The following is a 21325-nucleotide window of genomic DNA, read 5'->3' as shown; positions in this document are numbered from 1 at the left end:
CCCCTGACGGGCCGCCTGCCCCTGACGGGCCGCCCGCCCCTGACGGGTCGCCCGCACCCTCACGGACCGTCCCCCAACCGTGCCAACAGACCGCGCGCCCACGGAACGCGCCCCTCAGGACGCGTCCCCGGGCGGCTCGGCTCAGGAGAACCGCTCGGCTCAGAGGACCGCTCGGGTCAGGTGGACCGTGAGCGCAGGCCCTCCAGCAGGATGTCCAGCAGCCGTGCCGAGGCCGCCGCCTGCTGCGCCGGATCGGGCAGTGAGGGCGCCGCCGTCGCGATGACCAGCAGCACGTCGGACACCGACACGTCGGCGCGCAGCTCGCCCGCCTCCCGCGCCCGCTCCACAAGCCGGCCCACGACGTCGAGCAGCGCAGCGGCCCCCGCGTCGTCGACGGCGGCCGTGGCGCCGTCCTCCGGGACGAGCCGCAGTTCGCCGCCGCCCGGCTGGGTCCGCTGCTGCGGCACCCTCGCCTCGTCCGCCCGCGCCGCCTCGACGTCGTCCTCGGCGACCCCGACGCGCAGCACCTGCGGCGGCAGCAGCCGCCCGGCGCCGGACGCCACGGACGTGCGCAGGAAGCGCGACAGCGCCGACCACGGCTCGTCCTCCTGGCCCAGCGCCGCCCGCGCCTGGTCGGTCAGCCGGGAGGTCTCCTCCTCGGCTATCCGGCGCACCAGGACGTCCTTGCTCGGGAAGCGCCGGTACACGGTGCCGACGCCGACCCGCGCGCGCCGCGCCACGTCCTCCATCGGCGCGCCGTAACCCAGCTCGCCGAATACCTCACGCGCCGCTCGCAGCACGTGCTCCAGATTGCGCTGTGCGTCCACGCGCAGCGGTGCCGTCCGCGCGCTGTCTCCTCGTGCGCCGCCCACCGCGGCGCCGATCGCGCCACTCGGTGCGAGGGCCGACGCTGTCGACCAATGCGAGTTCTGAACCGTCATGATTGATCCCCCGGTAATGACGTCTCCCCCCGGAGACTCTCCCCGCAAATCGAAAGCCGGGGCGTACAGCACAGGGGACGGTCTCCGTGGACCCGCCCGTCGCAGACCCGCGGAGCGCTTCCCCCTGACACCCCGTCGACACACGAACATAGTTGAGTGGGAGTCAATTCAGAAGGGGCACGTTCCGCACGGAGCGCCCCCCGATCGGAGTACGGGTCGCATACGTCCCGATTGCGCCCCTTCCCGCACCCCGGCGTACGCCCTGTGAGCTGGGTAAACGCCCCTCGTTCCGGAGTTTCGGCCAACCCCCGTCCCACGCGACTCGCGGTCACACAAATTGTCGAGGCTGTGGACAAACTCCGTCGCCCGGTGCGTCATGGGATGGTGAAGGAACGTGCGCGCATTCTCGTTGTCGGCGGCGGCTACGTCGGGATGTACACGGCGCTGCGGCTCCAGCGGCAGCTCAGACAGGAACTCGGCAGGGGCGAGGCCGAGATCACTGTCGTCTCTCCCGACCCGTACATGACCTACCAGCCCTTCCTGCCCGAGGCGGCCGCGGGGAACATCTCCCCCCGGCACGTCGTCGTGCCCCTGCGCCGCGTCCTGCCCCACTGCCGGATCGTGGTCGGCGAGGTCACCGCCGTCGACCACGCCAAACGCACCGCCACCCTCACCACCCTCGCCACCGAGGAGGAGGGCACCGGCCCCCGGCAGCTGACGTACGACGAACTCGTCCTCGCGCCCGGCTCGATCTCCCGCACCCTGCCCGTCCCGGGCCTCGCCGACTTCGCCATCGGCTTCAAGACCGTCGAAGAGGCCATCGGGCTGCGCAACCACGTCATCGAGCAGATGGACATCGCCTCCTCCACCCGCGACCCCGCCATCCGCGACGCCGCCCTCACCTTCGTCTTCGTCGGCGGCGGCTACGCGGGCGTGGAGGCCCTCGGCGAGCTGGAGGACATGGCCCGCTACACCACCCGCTACTACCACAACATCCAGGCCGACGACCTGAAGTGGATCCTCGTCGAGGCCTCCGACCGGATCCTGCCCGAGGTCGGCCCCGACCTGGGCCGCTACACCGTCAGCGAGCTGCGCCGCCGCAACATCGACGTCCGCCTGAACACCCGCCTGGAGTCCTGCGCCGACCGCGTCGCCGTCCTCAGCGACGGCGCCCGCTTCCCGACCCGCACGGTCGTGTGGACCGCCGGCGTCAAACCCCACCCGCTGCTCGCCGCCACCGGCCTCCCGCTCACCGAACGAGGCCGGCTGAAGTGCACTCCCGAGCTGACCGTCGACGGCGTCACGCACGCGTGGGCGGCCGGAGACGCGGCGGCCGTCCCCGACGTCACGGCCGCCGAACCCGGCAGCCAGACCGCCCCCAACGCCCAGCACGCCGTCCGCCAGGCCAAGCTGCTCGCCGACAACATCGTCCGTTCCCTGCGCGGCGAACCCCTGCAGACGTACTCGCACAAATACGTCGGCTCGGTCGCCTCGCTCGGCCTGCACAAGGGCGTCGCCCACGTCTACGGACGCAAGCTCAAGGGCTACCCCGCCTGGTTCATGCACCGCGCCTACCACCTCAGCCGCGTGCCCACCTTCAACCGCAAGGCGCGCGTGCTCGCCGAATGGACCCTCTCCGGCCTCTTCAAACGGGAGATCGTCTCCCTGGGATCACTCGAACATCCTCGCGCGGAGTTCGAACTCGCTGCCGGTGGAAAGCCTTCTGACGAGTCTTCCGACGACCCGAAGGGGTCGTCCTGACCCGATCCAGGAACTCCACCGGCCGCCCCCACGTCTGACGAATGTCGGCCCGGACGGCGGCCACCCTGCCAGACTGCTCCCTGCTCACAGCCCCTCCCGAGCCCCCTCCCGAGCCGGGGCGGACCACCACCCGCCCCCGCCAGACCCACCGAGCCGTCCCCACGTGCCCCACACCCCGGGGGCTGCAACAATGTGCGGCCACCGCCGCGCGGCCCCCGGAGCCCAGGCCGGGCCCGGAGCCGGCCGACGACGACTAACACGAGGCAAGGATTCGTGAACTTCACGCGCTGGAGCGCCCGGCTCCCCGGAACGCAGCGCCGCGCCGCCGCGCGAGCCGAGCCCCCGGTCACCACCACGGACCGGCGGAGCGAGGGCTCCGTGCCGGCGGCCCGCGCCGAACGACTCGGCGACGAGCCTCCCCCGGTGCCCGCCGTCGACGAACTCCCCGTCCGTGAGGTCCTCGACCGCGTCCCGGCCCTCGTCGCGCTCGTCCACGGCCCCGACCACCGCCTCGCCTACGTCAACGACGCCTACACCGCGGCCTTCGGCGCCCGCCCCTGCGGCGAGCCCGCCGCCGACGCCCTCCCCGAACTCCGCGACCTCGGCCTGCTGCCCCTCCTCGACCAGGCCCTGCGCAGCGGCAAGCCCCGCACCCTGAAGTCCCGCAAGGCCCCCGACGGCCGCCACTACACGTTCACGTGCACCCCGGCCGCCGAGGACAACGGCAAGGGCGCCGTCCTGATCTTCGCCACCGACGTCACCGACCACGCCGAGGCCGCCGAACGCCTCAGAACCAGCGAACGACGCCAACGCGAGACCGCCGTCACCCTCCAGCGCTCCCTGCTGCCCCAGGAGCTCGAAGAGCCCGACGACCTGCGCATCGCCGCCACCTACCAGCCCGGCGGCACCGAGGCCGCCGTCGGCGGCGACTGGTACGACGTCATCACCCTGGGCGGCGGCCGCACCGCCCTCGTCATCGGCGACGTCATGGGACGAGGCGTCCGCGCGGCCGCCGTCATGGGCCAGCTCCGCACGGCCGTGCGGGCCTACGCCCGCCTCGACCTGCCCCCGCACGAGGTCCTCCAGCTCCTCGACGGCCTCGCCACGGAGATCGACGCCAACCAGATCGCCACCTGCGTGTACGCCATCCACGACCCCAACGAGGGCCGCCTGGTGTACGCGTCCGCGGGCCATCTGCCCATCCTCGTCCGCGACGACAACGGCACCGTCCTGCGCGCCGACGAGCCCACCGGCCCCCCGCTCGGCACCGGCGGCTGGATGCACGCCTCCGGCTCGATCCCCCTCGGCCCCGGCTCGACGGCCGTCCTCTACACCGACGGCCTCGTCGAGCGCCGGAACGAGGACCTCGACGAGGGCATCGCCGCCCTCGAACGCGCCCTGGCCGGCGCGACCGGCACCCCCCAGGTCGTCTGCGACCGCCTGGTCCGCTCGGCCGGCGTCACCGCCGACCACGACGACGACGTCGCCGTCCTCGTCCTGCAACACCCGGCCCGCACCGGTCCCGACGGCGAGCTGTTCCGCAACGCGGCCCTGGAGCTCCTCGGCGGGGTGGAAGCCGCCCCCCGCGCGCGTGCCTTCGCGTCCGGCGTCCTGACCAGCTGGCGCTTCCCGGCCGACCTGCACGACCTCGGCGTCCTCGCCGCCAGCGAACTCGTCGCCAACTCGCTCCAGCACGGCATCCCGCCGATGCGGCTGCGCCTGCGCCGCACCGACCGCCGCCTGATCATCGAGGTCACCGACGGCGACGACCACCTCCCGCGCCGCCGCCGTGCGGAACCGGGCGACGAGTCCGGCCGGGGCATCGCCATCGTCGCCACCATCGCCTCGAACTGGGGCAGCAGAAGCACCCCGGGCGGCGGAAAGGCCGTGTGGTGCGAATTCGTCCTGCCGAAACCGGCCGACTGAGAACACCCGCCGACGGGGAACGCCCGTCCGGCTGGGAACGCCCGCCGACCGAGAGTGCCCGCCGACCGAGAGTGCCCGCCGACGGGGAACGCCCGCCGACGGGGAACGCCCGCCGACCGAGAACACCCGGCGATCGGGAGAGCCGGCCGCCAGGCCGAGAACGGCCGACCGGGCCGGACGGCGACAGACCCCAAAGGGAGCGACCGGTCCAAGGGGAGCGACCGGTCCAAGGGAAGCGACCGATTCAAGGGAAGCGACCGATTCAAGGGGAGCGAAAAAGGGCCGGGAACAGTCCCGAACGTCCATTCCCCCGCGCGCGGCACCTAGGCGAACCCGCCCCCCGGTGCTAGTAGCTCCCCATGGCAGACGCAACGGGCTTCGACCTCAAGGGAAGCGCCCCCGAGCGCTACGAACACTACGTCGCGCCCCTCATGGCGCCCTTCGTCACCGCACTCGTGGACTCCGTGGACCTCTGTCCCGGCGCCACCGTCCTCGACCTCGCCTGCGGAACGGGCTTCGCGGCACGCGCCGCCGCCGCACAGGCCGGCCCCGCCGGCCGGGTCGCCGGCACGGACCTCAACGAGGGCATGCTCAAGATCGCCGAGGCATGCCACCCACGCCTCTACCCGGACATCGAGTTCACCCCCGCCCCCGCCGACGACCTGCCCTACCCCGACGCCGCCTTCGACGCCGTCCTCTGCCAGCAGGGCGTCCAGTTCTTCCCCGACCTCGACGCGGCCCTGGCGGAGACCGCCCGCGTCACCCGCCCCGGAGGCCGCTTCGCCGCCACCCTCTGGGCCCGCCTCGACGACTCCCCGTACTTCCTCGCCCAGCTCCGCGCCCTCGAACAGTTCGACGGCCCCGACGCGGCCGCGACCTTCCGGGCCGCCTTCGACGCCGCCGACCGTCTGACCGCCGCCCTCGACCGCGCCGGCTTCCACTCCACGACCCGCCGCGACCTCACCTTCGCCATCGACCTGCCGCCCCTGGAGGACTACGTCGCCGGCCATCTCTCCGCCATCCCCTGGGGACGCTCGCTCATCGACTCCGGCGGCGACGAGGCCCTCGACCGGGCAGCCGCGACGATCCGCGCCCACCTCCCCGCATCGACGACGACGTTCCCCTTCACCTCGACCCTCGTGACCGCGACCCGCTGACCCACAGAACAGAGAGGCGGCCGTCGTTCCCGAGAACGACGGCCGCCTCCCCACAGTGCCACCTCGAATGAGCCCCAGACCCCGGAGGCCGGACCTCAGACCTCGGCCGCCACCGGCTCCACGGCGGTCCCACCCCGGGCCACGACCCGGTTCCGCACCAGCCACGGCTGATCCTGGACGGCGGTGAGCCGCCGCCCCAGCCGCAACGCCAGGTAGGTGATCCCGAGCGAGAACAGCAGGAACGTCACGATGTACGGGGCGGCCAGGGAAGCCGCCAACGGCCCGCCCACCGCCGGACCGACCGCCAGCGCGAGCTGCTTCACCAGGGCGAACGCCGAGTTGTACTGACCCGCCAGACCGTCCGGCGCGAGATCCGCCACCAGGGGCGCGACCGTCGGCGACAGCATCGCCTCGCCCAGCCCGAACAGCGCGTACGTGGACACGAACGCGGCCGTCGCCATCGTCTGACTGCCGTGTCCGAGCCCGGCGTAACCGGCCACGACCCAGGCCACCGCCCAGATCAGCCCGACCGCCGCGATCACCCGCGACCGCTTCTGCCGCTCGACGAACTTCAGCACCGCGAACTGCGCGACCACGATCATCGCCGTGTTGGCGGCCAACGCGGTCCCGAGGGCGGGCGTCGAGATCCCGGCGGCCTCGACCCCGTACGCGCTCAGCCCCGACTCGAACTGCCCGTAGCAGGCGAAGAACAACACGAACCCGAGCACGCACAGCTGCACCATGGCCCGGTTGCGCAGCATCTGCTTCCAGCTGCCCCGGGCGGACCGCGGGACGTCCCCCACACGCGGGGCGTGCGGCAGCCGCACCGTGGACATCACCACGGCCAGCAGCAGGAACATCGCCGCCTCGATGGCGAACAGCAGCGTGAAGGAGGACACGCGCGTGGCGTCGACGAGGTGCCCGCCGATCAGCCCGCCCACGCCGAGCCCGAGGTTCTGCAGGAAGAACTGCGTGGCGAACGCCCGCGAGCGGGTCTCCGACGTCGAGCTGTCCACGATCATCGTCGCCAGCGCCGGCTGCATCACGGCCTGCCCGGCGCCGAGAGCGGCCGCGGCCGTCAGGACGGCGGTCGCGTTCCCGGCGAGCCCCAGGCCCAGCGAGCCGACGGCGGCGGTGACCAGGGCGGCGAGCAGGACCGGCAGGGGACCGCGCCGCACGATCGCCCGGCCGGCGAACGGCAGCACGATCAGCGCGGCCACGGCGAAGACGGCGAGGACGAGCCCCGCCGTCATGGACCCCAGACCCCGCACCTGCGCCACATAGACGTACAGGTAGGGGACCGTGAAGCCCAGCCCGAACGCGCTGAGCGCGTTGCCCACATGGATCCGGCGCATCGCTGCGCCCATCGCCCTGGTCACGTTCACCTCTCTCAGACAGCGCCGACGCACGCCCGGTGCGCGGCCCTCGATGTGATGCTTCTACGCCCTCAGGACTTAGTACCGAAGACTTCAAAGCTAAAGTTCGAGGTTGAACAGTACACCTCGAAGCACTTCAACGCGAATGGACCGCGTGCGATACTTGCGCCCATGGGCGACACCCCCGGCACGACCGGCACCGGCCTCGGCGGCGAGCCGACCCTGGAAGAGCAGATCGCCGCCTACCAGCGCGAGTTCCAGGACCTCGACCCGCAGGTCGAGAAGATCGTCTCGGCGCTCTCCCGCCTCAACCGCCGCATGAACGTCGCGTACGGCCGGCAGACCGCCGACCTCGGCATCAGCAACGCCGAGTGGGAGGTCCTCAAGGCCCTCGTCCTCTCCGGCGTCCCCTATCGCCTGGGCCCCAGTGACCTGGCCAAGCGCCTCGGCCTCACGCCGGCCGCGATGACCCACCGGATCGACCGCATGGTCGGCGAGGGACTGGTGACCCGGGAGCGGGACGAGACGAACCGGGTCCGCGTGATCGTGGAGCTGACGACCGAGGGCCGCGAGAAGTGGCTGCGAGCGATGCGGATGGCGACGGTCTTCGAGGAGGATCTCCTCCAGGACCTCACCGCCGACGAGCGCACGGCCCTCGGCGAGGTCCTGACCAGGCTGCTGCGCCGGGTGGAACACGCCCAGCCGGACGCCGGCGGCAGACTCAGCGACCTCGACTGACCAGCAGGAAAAGATCTTGACAGAGGGTGCTTGACACTGCCTGGCGGGGTCAGTAGAGTTCTTCGGGTTGCCACGGAGCCGTAACGGTTCTTCGGCAGCACCTCCGCCGCGACAGCGGCACACAAACCACAGCACGATCTCCCGACGGGGTTGTATTTCGGCGTGCCCGAATTCAATTCGAATAGGGGCCGGCAGCCCGATTAGGAACTGCCCAACGGATCCGCTAAGGTTTGAGACGTCGGAACGGCCCAACAGCCGGGACGACAAGCCCCTCTGACTGGGAATCGGGCCCGAAAGGATCTGATAGAGTCGGAACCGCCGGAAAGGGAAACCGCGAAACAAAAGCGGGAACCTGGAAAGCGCCGAGGAAATCGGATCGGAAAACGGTCTGGTAGAGTCGGAAACGCAAGATCGAAGGGAAGCGCCCGGAGGAAAGCCCGACAGGTTCGGGTGAGTACAAAGGAAGCGTCCGTTCCTTGAGAACTCAACAGTGTGCCAAAAATCAACGCCAGATATGTTGATACCCCGTCCCCGGCCGTGAAAGCCGAGGATGAGGTTCCTTTGAAGAAAACACAGCGAGGACGCTGTGAACGGTCGGGCCTATTCCGCCTGACCGCTCCGCTCTCGTGATGTGTGGTCCCGATTACGGGAAAACATTCACGGAGAGTTTGATCCTGGCTCAGGACGAACGCTGGCGGCGTGCTTAACACATGCAAGTCGAACGATGAACCACTTCGGTGGGGATTAGTGGCGAACGGGTGAGTAACACGTGGGCAATCTGCCCTTCACTCTGGGACAAGCCCTGGAAACGGGGTCTAATACCGGATACCACTTCCACTCGCATGGGTGGGGGTTGAAAGCTCCGGCGGTGAAGGATGAGCCCGCGGCCTATCAGCTTGTTGGTGAGGTAATGGCTCACCAAGGCGACGACGGGTAGCCGGCCTGAGAGGGCGACCGGCCACACTGGGACTGAGACACGGCCCAGACTCCTACGGGAGGCAGCAGTGGGGAATATTGCACAATGGGCGAAAGCCTGATGCAGCGACGCCGCGTGAGGGATGACGGCCTTCGGGTTGTAAACCTCTTTCAGCAGGGAAGAAGCGAAAGTGACGGTACCTGCAGAAGAAGCGCCGGCTAACTACGTGCCAGCAGCCGCGGTAATACGTAGGGCGCAAGCGTTGTCCGGAATTATTGGGCGTAAAGAGCTCGTAGGCGGTCTGTCGCGTCGGATGTGAAAGCCCGGGGCTTAACCCCGGGTCTGCATTCGATACGGGCAGACTAGAGTGTGGTAGGGGAGATCGGAATTCCTGGTGTAGCGGTGAAATGCGCAGATATCAGGAGGAACACCGGTGGCGAAGGCGGATCTCTGGGCCATTACTGACGCTGAGGAGCGAAAGCGTGGGGAGCGAACAGGATTAGATACCCTGGTAGTCCACGCCGTAAACGGTGGGAACTAGGTGTTGGCGACATTCCACGTCGTCGGTGCCGCAGCTAACGCATTAAGTTCCCCGCCTGGGGAGTACGGCCGCAAGGCTAAAACTCAAAGGAATTGACGGGGGCCCGCACAAGCAGCGGAGCATGTGGCTTAATTCGACGCAACGCGAAGAACCTTACCAAGGCTTGACATACACCGGAAACGGCCAGAGATGGTCGCCCCCTTGTGGTCGGTGTACAGGTGGTGCATGGCTGTCGTCAGCTCGTGTCGTGAGATGTTGGGTTAAGTCCCGCAACGAGCGCAACCCTTGTTCTGTGTTGCCAGCATGCCCTTCGGGGTGATGGGGACTCACAGGAGACTGCCGGGGTCAACTCGGAGGAAGGTGGGGACGACGTCAAGTCATCATGCCCCTTATGTCTTGGGCTGCACACGTGCTACAATGGCCGGTACAAAGAGCTGCGAAACCGTGAGGTGGAGCGAATCTCAAAAAGCCGGTCTCAGTTCGGATTGGGGTCTGCAACTCGACCCCATGAAGTCGGAGTTGCTAGTAATCGCAGATCAGCATTGCTGCGGTGAATACGTTCCCGGGCCTTGTACACACCGCCCGTCACGTCACGAAAGTCGGTAACACCCGAAGCCGGTGGCCCAACCCCTTGTGGGAGGGAGCTGTCGAAGGTGGGACTGGCGATTGGGACGAAGTCGTAACAAGGTAGCCGTACCGGAAGGTGCGGCTGGATCACCTCCTTTCTAAGGAGCACTTCTAGGCAGCCGCAAGGCTGTCCAGGGGCCAGTTCATCGGCGAACGTCCGATGCTGGTTGCTCAAGGGTGGAACGTTGATTATTCGGCACTCTCAGTCATCTCGGGCTGCAAGTACTGCTCTTCGGAGCGTGGAAAGCTGATCACGAGTGGCGGGGGTGCCGGGCACGCTGTTGGGTGTCTGAGGGCACGGCCGCAAGGTCTGTCTTCATGATGCCGGCCCCAGTGAACTCCAGCTCAGGTTGGGGGTGATGGGTGGCTGGTCGTTGTTTGAGAACTGCACAGTGGACGCGAGCATCTGTGGCCAAGTTTTTAAGGGCGCACGGTGGATGCCTTGGCACCAGGAACCGATGAAGGACGTGGGAGGCCACGATAGTCCCCGGGGAGTCGTCAACCAGGCTTTGATCCGGGGGTTTCCGAATGGGGAAACCCGGCAGTCGTCATGGGCTGTCACCCGCTGCTGAACACATAGGCAGTGTGGAGGGAACGCGGGGAAGTGAAACATCTCAGTACCCGCAGGAAGAGAAAACAACCGTGATTCCGGGAGTAGTGGCGAGCGAAACCGGATGAGGCCAAACCGTATGCGTGTGAGACCCGGCAGGGGTTGCGCATACGGGGTTGTGGGATCTCTCTTTTACGGTCTGCCGGCCGTGAGACGAGTCAGAAACCGTTGATGTAGGCGAAGGACATGCGAAAGGTCCGGCGTAGAGGGTAAGACCCCCGTAGTCGAAACATCAGCGGCTCGTTTGAGAGACACCCAAGTAGCACGGGGCCCGAGAAATCCCGTGTGAATCTGGCGGGACCACCCGCTAAGCCTAAATATTCCCTGGTGACCGATAGCGGATAGTACCGTGAGGGAATGGTGAAAAGTACCGCGGGAGCGGAGTGAAATAGTACCTGAAACCGTGTGCCTACAAGCCGTGGGAGCGTCGGAATGGAGCTTGCTCCATTCTCGTGACTGCGTGCCTTTTGAAGAATGAGCCTGCGAGTTTGCGGTGTGTTGCGAGGTTAACCCGAGTGGGGAAGCCGTAGCGAAAGCGAGTCCGAACAGGGCGATTTTAGTAGCACGCTCAAGACCCGAAGCGGAGTGATCTAGCCATGGGCAGGTTGAAGCGGAGGTAAGACTTCGTGGAGGACCGAACCCACCAGGGTTGAAAACCTGGGGGATGACCTGTGGTTAGGGGTGAAAGGCCAATCAAACTCCGTGATAGCTGGTTCTCCCCGAAATGCATTTAGGTGCAGCGTCGTGTGTTTCTTGCCGGAGGTAGAGCACTGGATAGGCGATGGGCCCTACCGGGTTACTGACCTTAGCCAAACTCCGAATGCCGGTAAGTGAGAGCGCGGCAGTGAGACTGTGGGGGATAAGCTCCATGGTCGAGAGGGAAACAGCCCAGAGCATCGACTAAGGCCCCTAAGCGTACGCTAAGTGGGAAAGGATGTGGAGTCGCACAGACAACCAGGAGGTTGGCTTAGAAGCAGCCACCCTTGAAAGAGTGCGTAATAGCTCACTGGTCTAGTGATTCCGCGCCGACAATGTAGCGGGGCTCAAGCGTACCGCCGAAGTCGTGTCATTCACACAATAGGGCCAACGCCTGTGTGGATGGGTAGGGGAGCGTCGTGTGCCGGGTGAAGCAGCACCGGAAGGTAGTTGTGGACGGTTCACGAGTGAGAATGCAGGCATGAGTAGCGATTCACACGTGAGAAACGTGTGCGCCGATTGACTAAGGGTTCCTGGGTCAAGCTGATCTGCCCAGGGTAAGTCGGGACCTAAGGCGAGGCCGACAGGCGTAGTCGATGGATAACCGGTTGATATTCCGGTACCCGCTGTGAAGCGTCAAACATCGAACCAGGCGATGCTAAGTCCGTGAAGCCGTTCCGGACCCTTCGGGGAATGGAAAGTGGTGGAGCCGGCGAACCAGACTTGTAGTAGGTGAGTGATGGGGTGACGCAGGAAGGTAGTCCATCCCGGGCGGTGGTTGTCCCGGGGTAAGGGTGTAGGACGAACGGTAGGCAAATCCGCCGTTCACGTAGTCTGAGACCTGATGCCGAGCCGATTGTGGCGAAGTGGATGATCCTATGCTGTCGAGAAAAGCCTCTAGCGAGTTTCATGGCGGCCCGTACCCTAAACCGACTCAGGTGGTCAGGTAGAGAATACCGAGGCGTTCGGGTGAACTATGGTTAAGGAACTCGGCAAAATGCCCCCGTAACTTCGGGAGAAGGGGGGCCACGTTTGGTGAGAGGACTTGCTCCTCGAGCTGGGTGTGGCCGCAGAGACCAGCGAGAAGCGACTGTTTACTAAAAACACAGGTCCGTGCGAAGCCGTAAGGCGATGTATACGGACTGACGCCTGCCCGGTGCTGGAACGTTAAGGGGACCGGTTAGTCACATTTCGGTGTGGCGAAGCTGAGAACTTAAGCGCCAGTAAACGGCGGTGGTAACTATAACCATCCTAAGGTAGCGAAATTCCTTGTCGGGTAAGTTCCGACCTGCACGAATGGCGTAACGACTTCTCGACTGTCTCAACCATAGGCCCGGTGAAATTGCACTACGAGTAAAGATGCTCGTTTCGCGCAGCAGGACGGAAAGACCCCGGGACCTTTACTACAGTTTGATATTGGTGTTCGGTTCGGCTTGTGTAGGATAGGTGGGAGACTTTGAAGCGGCCACGCCAGTGGTTGTGGAGTCGTCGTTGAAATACCACTCTGGTCGTGCTGGATGTCTAACCTGGGTCCGTGATCCGGATCAGGGACAGTGTCTGATGGGTAGTTTAACTGGGGCGGTTGCCTCCTAAAGAGTAACGGAGGCGCCCAAAGGTTCCCTCAGCCTGGTTGGCAATCAGGTGTTGAGTGTAAGTGCACAAGGGAGCTTGACTGTGAGACCGACGGGTCGAGCAGGGACGAAAGTCGGGACTAGTGATCCGGCGGTGGCTTGTGGAAGCGCCGTCGCTCAACGGATAAAAGGTACCCCGGGGATAACAGGCTGATCTTCCCCAAGAGTCCATATCGACGGGATGGTTTGGCACCTCGATGTCGGCTCGTCGCATCCTGGGGCTGGAGTCGGTCCCAAGGGTTGGGCTGTTCGCCCATTAAAGCGGTACGCGAGCTGGGTTTAGAACGTCGTGAGACAGTTCGGTCCCTATCCGCTGCGCGCGCAGGAATATTGAGAAGGGCTGTCCCTAGTACGAGAGGACCGGGACGGACGAACCTCTGGTGTGCCAGTTGTTCTGCCAAGGGCATGGCTGGTTGGCTACGTTCGGGAGGGATAACCGCTGAAAGCATCTAAGCGGGAAGCCTGCTTCGAGATGAGTATTCCCACCCACTTGATGGGGTAAGGCTCCCAGTAGACGACTGGGTTGATAGGCCGGATGTGGAAGCCCAGTAATGGGTGAAGCTGACTGGTACTAATAGGCCGAGGGCTTGTCCTCAGTTGCTCGCGTCCACTGTGTTGGTTCTGAAACCACGAACAGCCCCATGCCCATGGTCACGGGTGTGGTGCGGCTGACAGTTTCATAGTGTTTCGGTGGTCATAGCGTGAGGGAAACGCCCGGTTACATTCCGAACCCGGAAGCTAAGCCTTACAGCGCCGATGGTACTGCAGGGGGGACCCTGTGGGAGAGTAGGACACCGCCGAACAAATTGTATGGGAAACCCCCGCACCGTTGGTGCGGGGGTTTTCTGCGTTGTGCCTCGAACGAAGGAAAAAAGGGGTGGGGCGGGGCCGGTGGCGGACGCTACGGTGATTTGCATGTACACGTATGCGGTTCGAGCTGTTCGGGCGGACGAGTGGCCCTCGATGAAGGCCCTCCGGTTGCTGGCGCTGCGCGACCCGGTGGCGGATCTCGCCTTCTACGAGACGTACGACGAGGCGGTCGAGCGGCCGGACGACTTCTGGCGGGAGCGGACCGCCGGCGGTGCCGAAGGAGCGGGCGGGGCCCGTCAGTTCGTCGCGGAGACTCCCGATGGGGAGCTGGCGGGCACCGTCACCGTGCTGGTCGAGGCGGCCGGCAGCGTCGACTGGGCCGGGTCGGCCGTGGAGCGGCTGCAAGGGGGCGTCGTCGGGGTGTTCGTGCGAGCCGGGCATCGCGGATCCGGCGCGATCGAGGCGCTGTTCGGTGCGGCGATGGAGTGGGCGTGGTCGTGGGGCGCGGAGCGGGTGCGGCTCGTCGTGCACGAGGACAACGGGCGGGCGCTCGCCTGCTACCGGCGGCTCGGCTTCGCGCCCACCGGCGTCGCCTTCGAGGAGCGGCGGGAGATCGAGATGGCGGTGGAGCGGGTGGAGCAGGCCTGAGGGACGGGCCGGCAGGGGACGGCGCGGGTCTGTGCGGCGAGGGCCGGTGGTCGGGCCGCGTGCGCTGTCGGCTGTCTCGTCGTCCTGGGGGATGCCTTGTGCCGTGGGTGGCCTTGTCGCGGGGGGATTGCTCCGTCAGGCCGGGAGTTCGTGGTGGGGCCAGCGGGCCTTGGCCTGTTCGCGGGAGCGGAGCAGGGCCAGTGTGGGCAGTCCGCGGTCGCGTCCGGTGGACAGCAGGTCCGGGAGCTGGGGGATGGGGGCCACGGCCGCGACGTCGTCGAGGACCACGGTGAGTGGTGGGTCGAGGCGACCGGAGGATGACCGTTCGGCCATGCGCCGGCCGCGCTCGACCACGCTCGAGACGAGGGCCGTCAGGAGGGGCATCGCGCCGGGGTGCGTCCTGGGGTCCTCGAGGGATTCGCCGACCACGTAGAGCGTTCCCCCTTCGTCCACGAAGGAATCCAAGGCGAGGGCATCACTTCGGTTGGGAGTGCATGCCTCACGGATGTTGATCGTGGAGAGTGCGGAGAGCGCACGGGAGGTCAGTTCCTGTGCGATGTCCCGGCGTTCGGGATGCGCGGTGAGAGCGGCTTCGAGTTCACCGGCCGCGCCGGGGGCCGCCTTGGGGCTGGTGCGGAGCGTGCGGACCGCTTCCTGGATCCCGGCCCCCTGGGACCAGCGGTGGACGTGCCGGACGGTGCGGCCGTCGACGGCGGCGGCGTGGAGGTAGCTGCGCAGGAGGGTTTCGGCGGTGTCGGCGACCGCCTGGTCCAGCCGGGCGGTGGGGCGGACCGGGGCCAGGAGCGCGGCCGCCCGGGCCCTCGCGGTGGCCTTGTCCTCGCAGCCCGCGGTGGGGGACCAGTGGAGCCGGGCGGGGGTGTCGCAGCGGTGGGCGGGATCGTAGAGGTGGACGGGACCCAGTTTGGCGCGGGCGTCCTTGGTGTCCTGCCAGAGCGCGGGGTTCGAGGTGAGAACGAGGGCGGGGCCCTCGGCGTCGCGCACGGCGCGGGCGGCGGTGGCGTGCCGGACGTCGGCCGGGGCGTAGTGGACCGCGGTGCGGCCGGTCGCCCAGCCGGTCAGGGGTTCGGTGGCCGGCACGGGTGCGGTGGGCCGTTCCGCCGGCGCGGAGACGGTCAGGGGGAGCGGCGCGGTCGCCGGCGTCGCCGGAGCCGGAGCCGGTGTCGCGGACGCGGGTTCGGCGGGCTGGGGAGCGGGGCCGGTCGGGAGGGGGGCCGTCGTGGGGACCGGGGCGGGGGTCGGGAGTGTGAGGGGGCCGGGGTCTACGCGCTGGGTGGGGACCTCGTGGTGGGGCGGCGGGGTCTGTTCCCTGGCCGGCGGCGAGGTCCTGGCGTGCTTCGTGGCGCGGACCGACTTCCAGCGGGCGAAGGTCCCTATCCCGAACACCGTCAGCACGAAGAGGATCATCAGCTCGCCGATGAACAGGCCCCAGAACAGGCCGTAGCCCGACAGGTCCGCGGCCGTGGCCTCCGGCCAGGCGCCGGGGACGTCGTGGGGCTGGGCGACGAGGTGGCGCATGGCCTGCGGGGTGCGGGTGAAGGCGACGCCCGCGGGCCAGGAGCCGTGCGCGAACAGGGCGGCCAGACCGGTCGCCGCCCAGACCAGCAGCGTCATGCCGAGCAGGAAGGCGAGTATGCCGACCAGGAGGCCGTCGGGGACGCCTCCCTGGCCGGCGGGGCGGTGCTCGTCACCCGGTCTCATGGCCACTCCCGCCCGCCTACGCCACCGTCGACTCGGACGAGCCGTCCAAGTCGGCCAGGTGCTGTTCCATGAAGGCCGCCGCCCGGCGTTCCTGTTCCAGTTCGGCGGCGAGGAGGGCGTCGTCGTCGGACATGGTGCGCTCGGCGGAGGATTCCGTCATCGCCCGGTCGGTGAAGACGAGCGGCCGTTCCGTCTCCGTGACCAGGTGCTTCACCACCTGCACATTGCCGTTGACGTCCCACACCGCGATGCCCGGGGTGAGGCTCGGGATGATCTCCACCGCCCACCTCGGCAGGCCGAGCACCCGGCCCGTGGCCCTCGCCTCGTCCGCTTTCTGGGCGTAGATCGTGCGGGTCGAGGCCATCTTCAGGATGGCGGCCGCCTCCTTCGCGGCCGCGCCGTCCACCACGTCGGACAGGTGGTGCACGACCGCGACGAAGGACAGGCCGAGCCGGCGGCCGAACTTCAGCAGCCGCTGGAAGAGCTGGGCGACGAACGGGCTGTTGATGATGTGCCAGGCCTCTTCGACGAGGAAGATGCGCTTGACCCGGTCGGGGCGGATCCAGGTGTGCTCCAGCCACACCCCGACGATCGCCATCAGGATCGGCATGGCGATGGAGTTGCGGTCGATGTGGGACAGGTCGAAGACGATCAGCGGGGCGTCGAGGTCGATGCCGACGGTCGTCGGGCCGTCGAACATGCCGCGCAGGTCGCCGTCGACGAGGCGGTCCAGGACCAGTGCCACGTCCAGGCCCCAGGCCCGTACGTCGTCTATGGCGACGTTCATCGCCTCCGCCGACTCCGGCTCGGGGTGGCGCAGTTGCTCGACGATGTCGGTGAGCACCGGCTGGCGCTCCACGATCGTCTCGTTGACGTAGGCGTGGGCGACCTTGAGCGCGAAGCCGGAGCGTTCGTCGAGGCCGTGGCCCATGGCCACCTCGATGATCGTGCGCAGCAGGGCGAGCTGGCCCGTCGTGGTGATCGACGGGTCCAGGGGGTTGAGGCGGATGCCGTGGTCGAGGGCGGCCGCCGGGTCCAGGCGGATGGGAGTTATGCCGAGCGCCTGCGCGATGAGGTTCCACTCGCCGACGCCGTCCTCGCCCTGGGCGTCCAGGACGACGACCTGGCGGTCGCGGAAGCGGAGCTGGCGCAGGACGTAGGTCTTCTCCAGGGCCGACTTGCCGTTGCCGGACTCGCCGAGGACGAGCCAGTGCGGGGCGGGCAGCTGCTGGCCGTACAGCTGGAAGGGGTCGTAGATGTAGCCCTTCCCGGAGTAGACCTCGCGGCCGATGATGACGCCGGAGTCGCCGAGGCCGGGGGCGGCCGTGGGGAGGTAGACCGCCTGGGCCTGGCCGGTGGAGGTGCGGACCGGAAGGCGGGTCGTCTCCACCTTGCCGAACAGGAAGGACGTGAAGGCGTCGGTGAGGACGGACATCGGGTCCCGCATGTGAAGCCCCTACCTTCGGATTCCGGTGGCGAACGGGAGGGTGTTCACGAACGCGCGGTGGTGCTCGCGGTCGCACCACTCCAGCTTCAGGTACGACTTTCCGGCGGACGCCCTTATCGTCCGCTTGTCGCGGGCCAGTGCCTCGGGGCTGCGGGAGGAGACGGTGATGTAGCCGACCAGGTTCACCCCGGCCGCGCCGGACGCCAGGTCCTCGCCGCGCTGGTCGAGGCGGGAGTGGGCGGCGACGTCGCGGGGGTCGACGGTGCGGTTCATCTTGGCGGCGCGGCTCGCCTCCGCCTCGTCGTTCGTCTTCTCCGTCAGCATGCGTTCGATGGCGACCTCGGTGGGTTCGAGGTCCATCGTGACGGCGACGGTGCGGATGACGTCCGGGGTGTGGACCAGCAGGGGGGCCAGGAAGTTGACGCCCACGGGGGTCATCGGCCACTCCTTCACCCAGGCCGTGGCGTGGCACCAGGGCGCACGGGTGGTCGACTCACGGGTCTTGGCCTGGAGGAACGTGGGCTCCATGGCGTCCAGCTCGGCCGGCCAGGCGTTGCGCTTGGTCATCGCCTGGATGTGGTCGATCGGGTGGTCCGGGTCGTACATCGAGTGGACGAGGGAGGACAGCCGGCCCTGGCCCAGGGGCTGGCGGACACGGATGTCCGCCTCCTGGAGCCGGGAGCAGATGTCGGTGAGCTCGCGGGCCATGACGACGGCGAGGCCGGCGTCGCGGTCGAGTCTGCGGCCGGCCTGCGGGCGGGCGGCGCGGGCCATGGCGTGCGCCTCGGCGGCCAGTTCGCGGGTGAAGTGCATGCAGGCGACGAGGTAGGCGCGGTGCTGCTCGCTGCTCGTGGACACCATGGACTGGAGCTGGTCGTAGGAGCGGGCCAGCCAGTCGGGGGACCGCTCGTCGCCCCGGACGGCGACGTCCTTGGCGTGGGCGTCGGGGTCGGCGGGGAGGGTGCGGGCGAGGATCTGCAGGCGGGTGACGAAGCCGTCGCCGTTGGCGACGTGCTTGAGGAGGGTGCCGAAGCGGTCGACGAGGGCTTCCTGGTCCTCGCTGTCGCGCAGGCCGACGCCCGGGCCCTCGATCTCGATCGCGGCCGTCACCGTGCGGCGGTCGGCGTGCAGGAGGACGGCGATCTCGTCGGGGCCGAAGGGCGCGGCCAGCCAGCTGATGCGGCCGATGCCCGGGGGCGGTCCGACCTCGATCTCCTCGCCGTCCAGCCGGGTGCCGGCCTCTACGGCGGACGAGCGGTACGTGGTGCCCCGGCGCAGGGTGCGCTTGTAGCTGCGGTTGATCTCGAACCACTTGTAGAACGTGCGGTGCTTGTACGGCACGTAGACGGCGGCCACGGCGAGCACGGGGAAGCCGCTCAGCAGGACGATGCGCAGGGCGAGGACGGGGACGAGGAGACCGCACATCATGCCGAGGAACGCGCCGAGGACGATGAGCGCGATCTCGCCGGACTCGCGGTTGCGGCCGACGATCGCGTTGGGCCTGGCGCGGCCGATCAGATATGTACGGCGGGGCGTGACCGCGTGGGACACGTGGGAATCGGTCGTCAACGCCCTTCACCTCCCGTGCGGTTGGTACTGCTGTTGCGGGTGTTGCCGGCGTGCGGGGAGTTGACCGGGTTGCTCGCGCGGGGCGCGGGCGCGGCGGAGGGGACGGATCCGCCGCCCGCGTTCGCGGCGCGCGAGCTGTGCGCGGCCACCCCGCCGCTTGCCGGGTTGGAGGGGCGGGCCCCGGAGGAGCCGGACTGGCCGCCGCCGTTGTTGTCCGCACGGGTGCTGTGGGTCTTGATGCCCTGGGCGACGAGGGTCGCCGGGGAGCTGATGACGGCCGCGGCCTTGCTCTCGGCGCCCTGCATGATGCGGTTGTTGCGGCCGTTGGCGATCTCGTCGCCGAAGCCGGGGACGAAGCGGTAGATCATCGCGCTGGCGAAGATGGCGAGCAGGATGATGGCGAGGCCGGAGACGACGGCGGAGAAGGCGTTCGGGCCGTCCCCGGCGGACAGCGCGCCGGCCAGCCCGAGGACGATCACGATCACCGGTTTGACCAGGATGACGGCGATCATGATGCCGGCCCAGCGGCGGACGTGGCTCCACAGGTTCTTGTCGACCAGGCCCGCGTAGACGACGGTGCCGAGCAGCGCGCCGACGTACAGCAGGGCGGCCCGGATGACCAGCTCCAGCCAGAGCACTCCGGCGGCGAGGATCGACACCAGGGACACCACGATCAGCATGATCGGGCCGCCGCCGATGTTCTCGCCCTTGGCCAGGGCGGCGGAGAACGTGCCGAAGAACGTGTCGGTCTGGTTGCCGGTGGTCTTGGCGAGGACGTCGGTGATGCCGTCCGTGGCGGAGACGACCGTGTAGAGGATCAGGGGCGTGAAGGCGGAGGCCAGGACGGTCAGCCAGAGGAAGCCGACGGCTTCGCCGATGGCGGTGGTGAGGGGGACCCCGCGCACCGCCCGCTTGGCGACGGCCAGCAGCCACAGCAGGAGCGTCAGCACGGTGGAGGCCGCGAAGACGACGGCGTACTGCTGGAGGAACTTCTCGTTGGTGAAGTCCACGTTCGCCGTGTCCTTGACGGCGGCGCTGAGCTTGTCGACGGTCCAGGAGGCGGCGTCGGCACAGCCCTTGGCGAGCGAGGAGAGCGGGTCGAGGGTGTCGGAGAGGCCGGGGTCGGGGGTGGTGCCCGAGCCCGCGTTGCCCCTCTCGCAGTACTTCTTGGCTTGCCCGGGGATGAGACTGCAGTTCAGGCTGCCGGAGGGGGAGGGCGTCGGCGAGGGGGAGGGCGACGGGGCCGCCGCGGCGCGGGCGGCCAGCAGGACGGCCGAGGCCTGAAGGGCCGTCACGGCTCCGGTGAGCCGGAGCAGACGGCGCGGCTTACCGGGCATAGGTGAGCCCTCCGTATTCCTGGATGGCCTTGCTGATCACGTCGGAGGTGGCCGCCGGGTCGTCGCCGGGGACGGGGGCCGGGCCGTCCTGCTGGGTGTCGCGGACGATCTTCCAGTCTCCGTCGGTCCACTGGAGGTCGAAGGTCCAGGTCTTCCACGACGAGGTGACCGGGTCGGTCGAGGTGGTCCCGGACATGCCGATGAGGCCCAGGTACCAGACGTCGACCTTGGCGGTGCTGTCGGAGTACGACCGGGCCGTCGTGCCGACGGGGACCACGCGCGAGACGAAGGTGTCGCCCGTGGGGGCGTTGCCGTCGGCGTCGAGGCCCATCTTCGCGAGGAAGCCGGCCGAGTACGCCTGGTCCATCGCGGGCTGCAGCTTGGCCGCCGTGGCGGCGGTGTAGACGGTGTCGACGAGGTCGTGCCTGCTGTCCTTGCGGAACATGCCGGTCGAGCCCAGGGCCGCCGCGAAGTTGGCGGCGGCCGACTCGGCTCCCTGCTGGGTGTGCGCGAAGCCCGACGGGACGCCGCCCGTCTTCGACTGCACGGGCTTCGTTCCCGTGGCCGCCGTGCTGGTCGCGGCCGGCTTGTCGGGTTCGCCTCCGCCGGTCGACGTGGAAGGGGAATCGCCTCCTCCACGGTTCGCGAAGGCGATCGCCGCGATCAGCAGGACGACGACGCCGACCACGGTGACCAGGCCGCGCGACGACGAGCGGCCGCCTTTGCGGGCGCCGCCGTAGGGGTCGTTCTCGGGCAGGCGCAGACGGGTGCCGCCGTAGCCGCGGCCCTCTTCGGTGCGCGCGGGTTCGCCGTAGTCGTGTTCGTCGCCGGGAGTCATGCCGGGAACGCCCCCTCGTTGCCGTACCGGAACGCGT

12 protein-coding genes and 3 rRNA genes are annotated in these 21325 nt (G+C 68.3%); 8 read left to right on the top strand and 7 right to left on the bottom strand.

The genetic code is table 11. The annotated features are described in order from the left end of the window. Window positions 1–176: 176 nt before the first annotated feature. Window positions 177–941 (bottom strand): TetR/AcrR family transcriptional regulator, encoded by a 765-nt coding sequence (locus OG802_RS16800; RefSeq protein ID WP_329411414.1) that lies wholly within the window; start codon window positions 939–941, stop codon window positions 177–179. A gap of 381 nt (window positions 942–1322) precedes the next feature. Between OG802_RS16800 and OG802_RS16795 the strand changes: the two genes are divergently transcribed. The 3 genes from OG802_RS16795 (at window position 1323) to OG802_RS16785 (ending at window position 5785) form a co-directional block, all read left to right on the top strand. Continuing rightward, window positions 1323–2702: an NAD(P)/FAD-dependent oxidoreductase gene (locus tag OG802_RS16795; protein ID WP_329411412.1), complete on the top strand. Its 1380-nt coding sequence runs from the start codon at window positions 1323–1325 to the stop codon at window positions 2700–2702. 273 nt (window positions 2703–2975) lie between these two features. After that, a complete protein-coding gene (locus OG802_RS16790) occupies window positions 2976–4628 on the top strand; it encodes an ATP-binding SpoIIE family protein phosphatase (protein ID WP_329411411.1) in 1653 nt (550 codons plus the stop codon). A 359-nt stretch (window positions 4629–4987) separates the two neighbouring features. Then, window positions 4988–5785, top strand: coding sequence for a class I SAM-dependent methyltransferase (locus OG802_RS16785; protein WP_329411409.1), 798 nt, complete (start codon window positions 4988–4990; stop codon window positions 5783–5785). Between the two features lie 95 nt (window positions 5786–5880). Here the strand turns inward: OG802_RS16785 and OG802_RS16780 are convergent, their stop codons facing one another. Continuing rightward, window positions 5881–7164, bottom strand: coding sequence for an MFS transporter (locus tag OG802_RS16780; RefSeq protein ID WP_329411407.1), 1284 nt, complete (start codon window positions 7162–7164; stop codon window positions 5881–5883). A gap of 168 nt (window positions 7165–7332) precedes the next feature. Here OG802_RS16780 and OG802_RS16775 point away from each other — a divergent pair, with 168 nt between their 5' ends. The 5 genes from OG802_RS16775 to OG802_RS16755 all read left to right on the top strand — a co-directional run bounded on the left by OG802_RS16775 (window position 7333) and on the right by OG802_RS16755 (window position 14378). After that, entirely contained in the window at window positions 7333–7899 is a 567-nt protein-coding gene (locus OG802_RS16775) for a MarR family winged helix-turn-helix transcriptional regulator (RefSeq protein WP_329411405.1), read from the top strand. Window positions 7900–8555: 656 nt separating this feature from the next. Further along, window positions 8556–10081 (top strand): 16S ribosomal RNA (locus OG802_RS16770). Window positions 10082–10393: 312 nt separating this feature from the next. Next, window positions 10394–13515, top strand: a 23S ribosomal RNA gene (locus OG802_RS16765). A gap of 91 nt (window positions 13516–13606) precedes the next feature. Next, a 5S ribosomal RNA gene (gene rrf, locus OG802_RS16760) occupies window positions 13607–13723 on the top strand. Together the 16S, 23S and 5S rRNA genes form the textbook arrangement of a ribosomal RNA operon. A gap of 112 nt (window positions 13724–13835) precedes the next feature. Continuing rightward, the gene (locus OG802_RS16755) at window positions 13836–14378 is read left to right on the top strand and encodes a GNAT family N-acetyltransferase (protein WP_329411403.1); all 543 of its coding nucleotides are present in this window, start codon (window positions 13836–13838) and stop codon (window positions 14376–14378) included. Window positions 14379–14513: 135 nt separating this feature from the next. Here the strand turns inward: OG802_RS16755 and OG802_RS16750 are convergent, their stop codons facing one another. From OG802_RS16750 to OG802_RS16730, 5 genes are read right to left on the bottom strand one after another with little or no spacing between them, the layout of a single operon-like run. After that, on the bottom strand, window positions 14514–16097 hold the full coding sequence (locus OG802_RS16750; RefSeq protein WP_329411402.1) for a type IV secretory system conjugative DNA transfer family protein: 1584 nt from the start codon (window positions 16095–16097) through the stop codon (window positions 14514–14516). Between the two features lie 16 nt (window positions 16098–16113). Further along, window positions 16114–17544 carry an ATP-binding protein gene (locus OG802_RS16745; RefSeq protein ID WP_329411400.1) on the bottom strand — a complete coding sequence of 477 codons (1431 nt, stop codon included), beginning with the start codon at window positions 17542–17544 and terminating at the stop codon, window positions 16114–16116. A 9-nt stretch (window positions 17545–17553) separates the two neighbouring features. After that, window positions 17554–19113 (bottom strand): SCO6880 family protein, encoded by a 1560-nt coding sequence (locus OG802_RS16740; RefSeq protein ID WP_329411397.1) that lies wholly within the window; start codon window positions 19111–19113, stop codon window positions 17554–17556. Continuing rightward, window positions 19110–20450, bottom strand: coding sequence for a hypothetical protein (locus OG802_RS16735; protein ID WP_329411396.1), 1341 nt, complete (start codon window positions 20448–20450; stop codon window positions 19110–19112). Before OG802_RS16735 ends, OG802_RS16740 begins: the two co-directional genes overlap by 4 nt. Continuing rightward, entirely contained in the window at window positions 20440–21288 is an 849-nt protein-coding gene (locus tag OG802_RS16730) for a hypothetical protein (RefSeq protein ID WP_329411394.1), read from the bottom strand. Before OG802_RS16730 ends, OG802_RS16735 begins: the two co-directional genes overlap by 11 nt. Between the last annotated feature and the right edge of the window lie 37 nt (window positions 21289–21325).

Source organism: Streptomyces sp. NBC_00704, assembly GCF_036226605.1.
Classification (GTDB): domain Bacteria; phylum Actinomycetota; class Actinomycetes; order Streptomycetales; family Streptomycetaceae; genus Streptomyces.
This window is presented reverse-complemented; position numbering and strand designations above follow the sequence as displayed.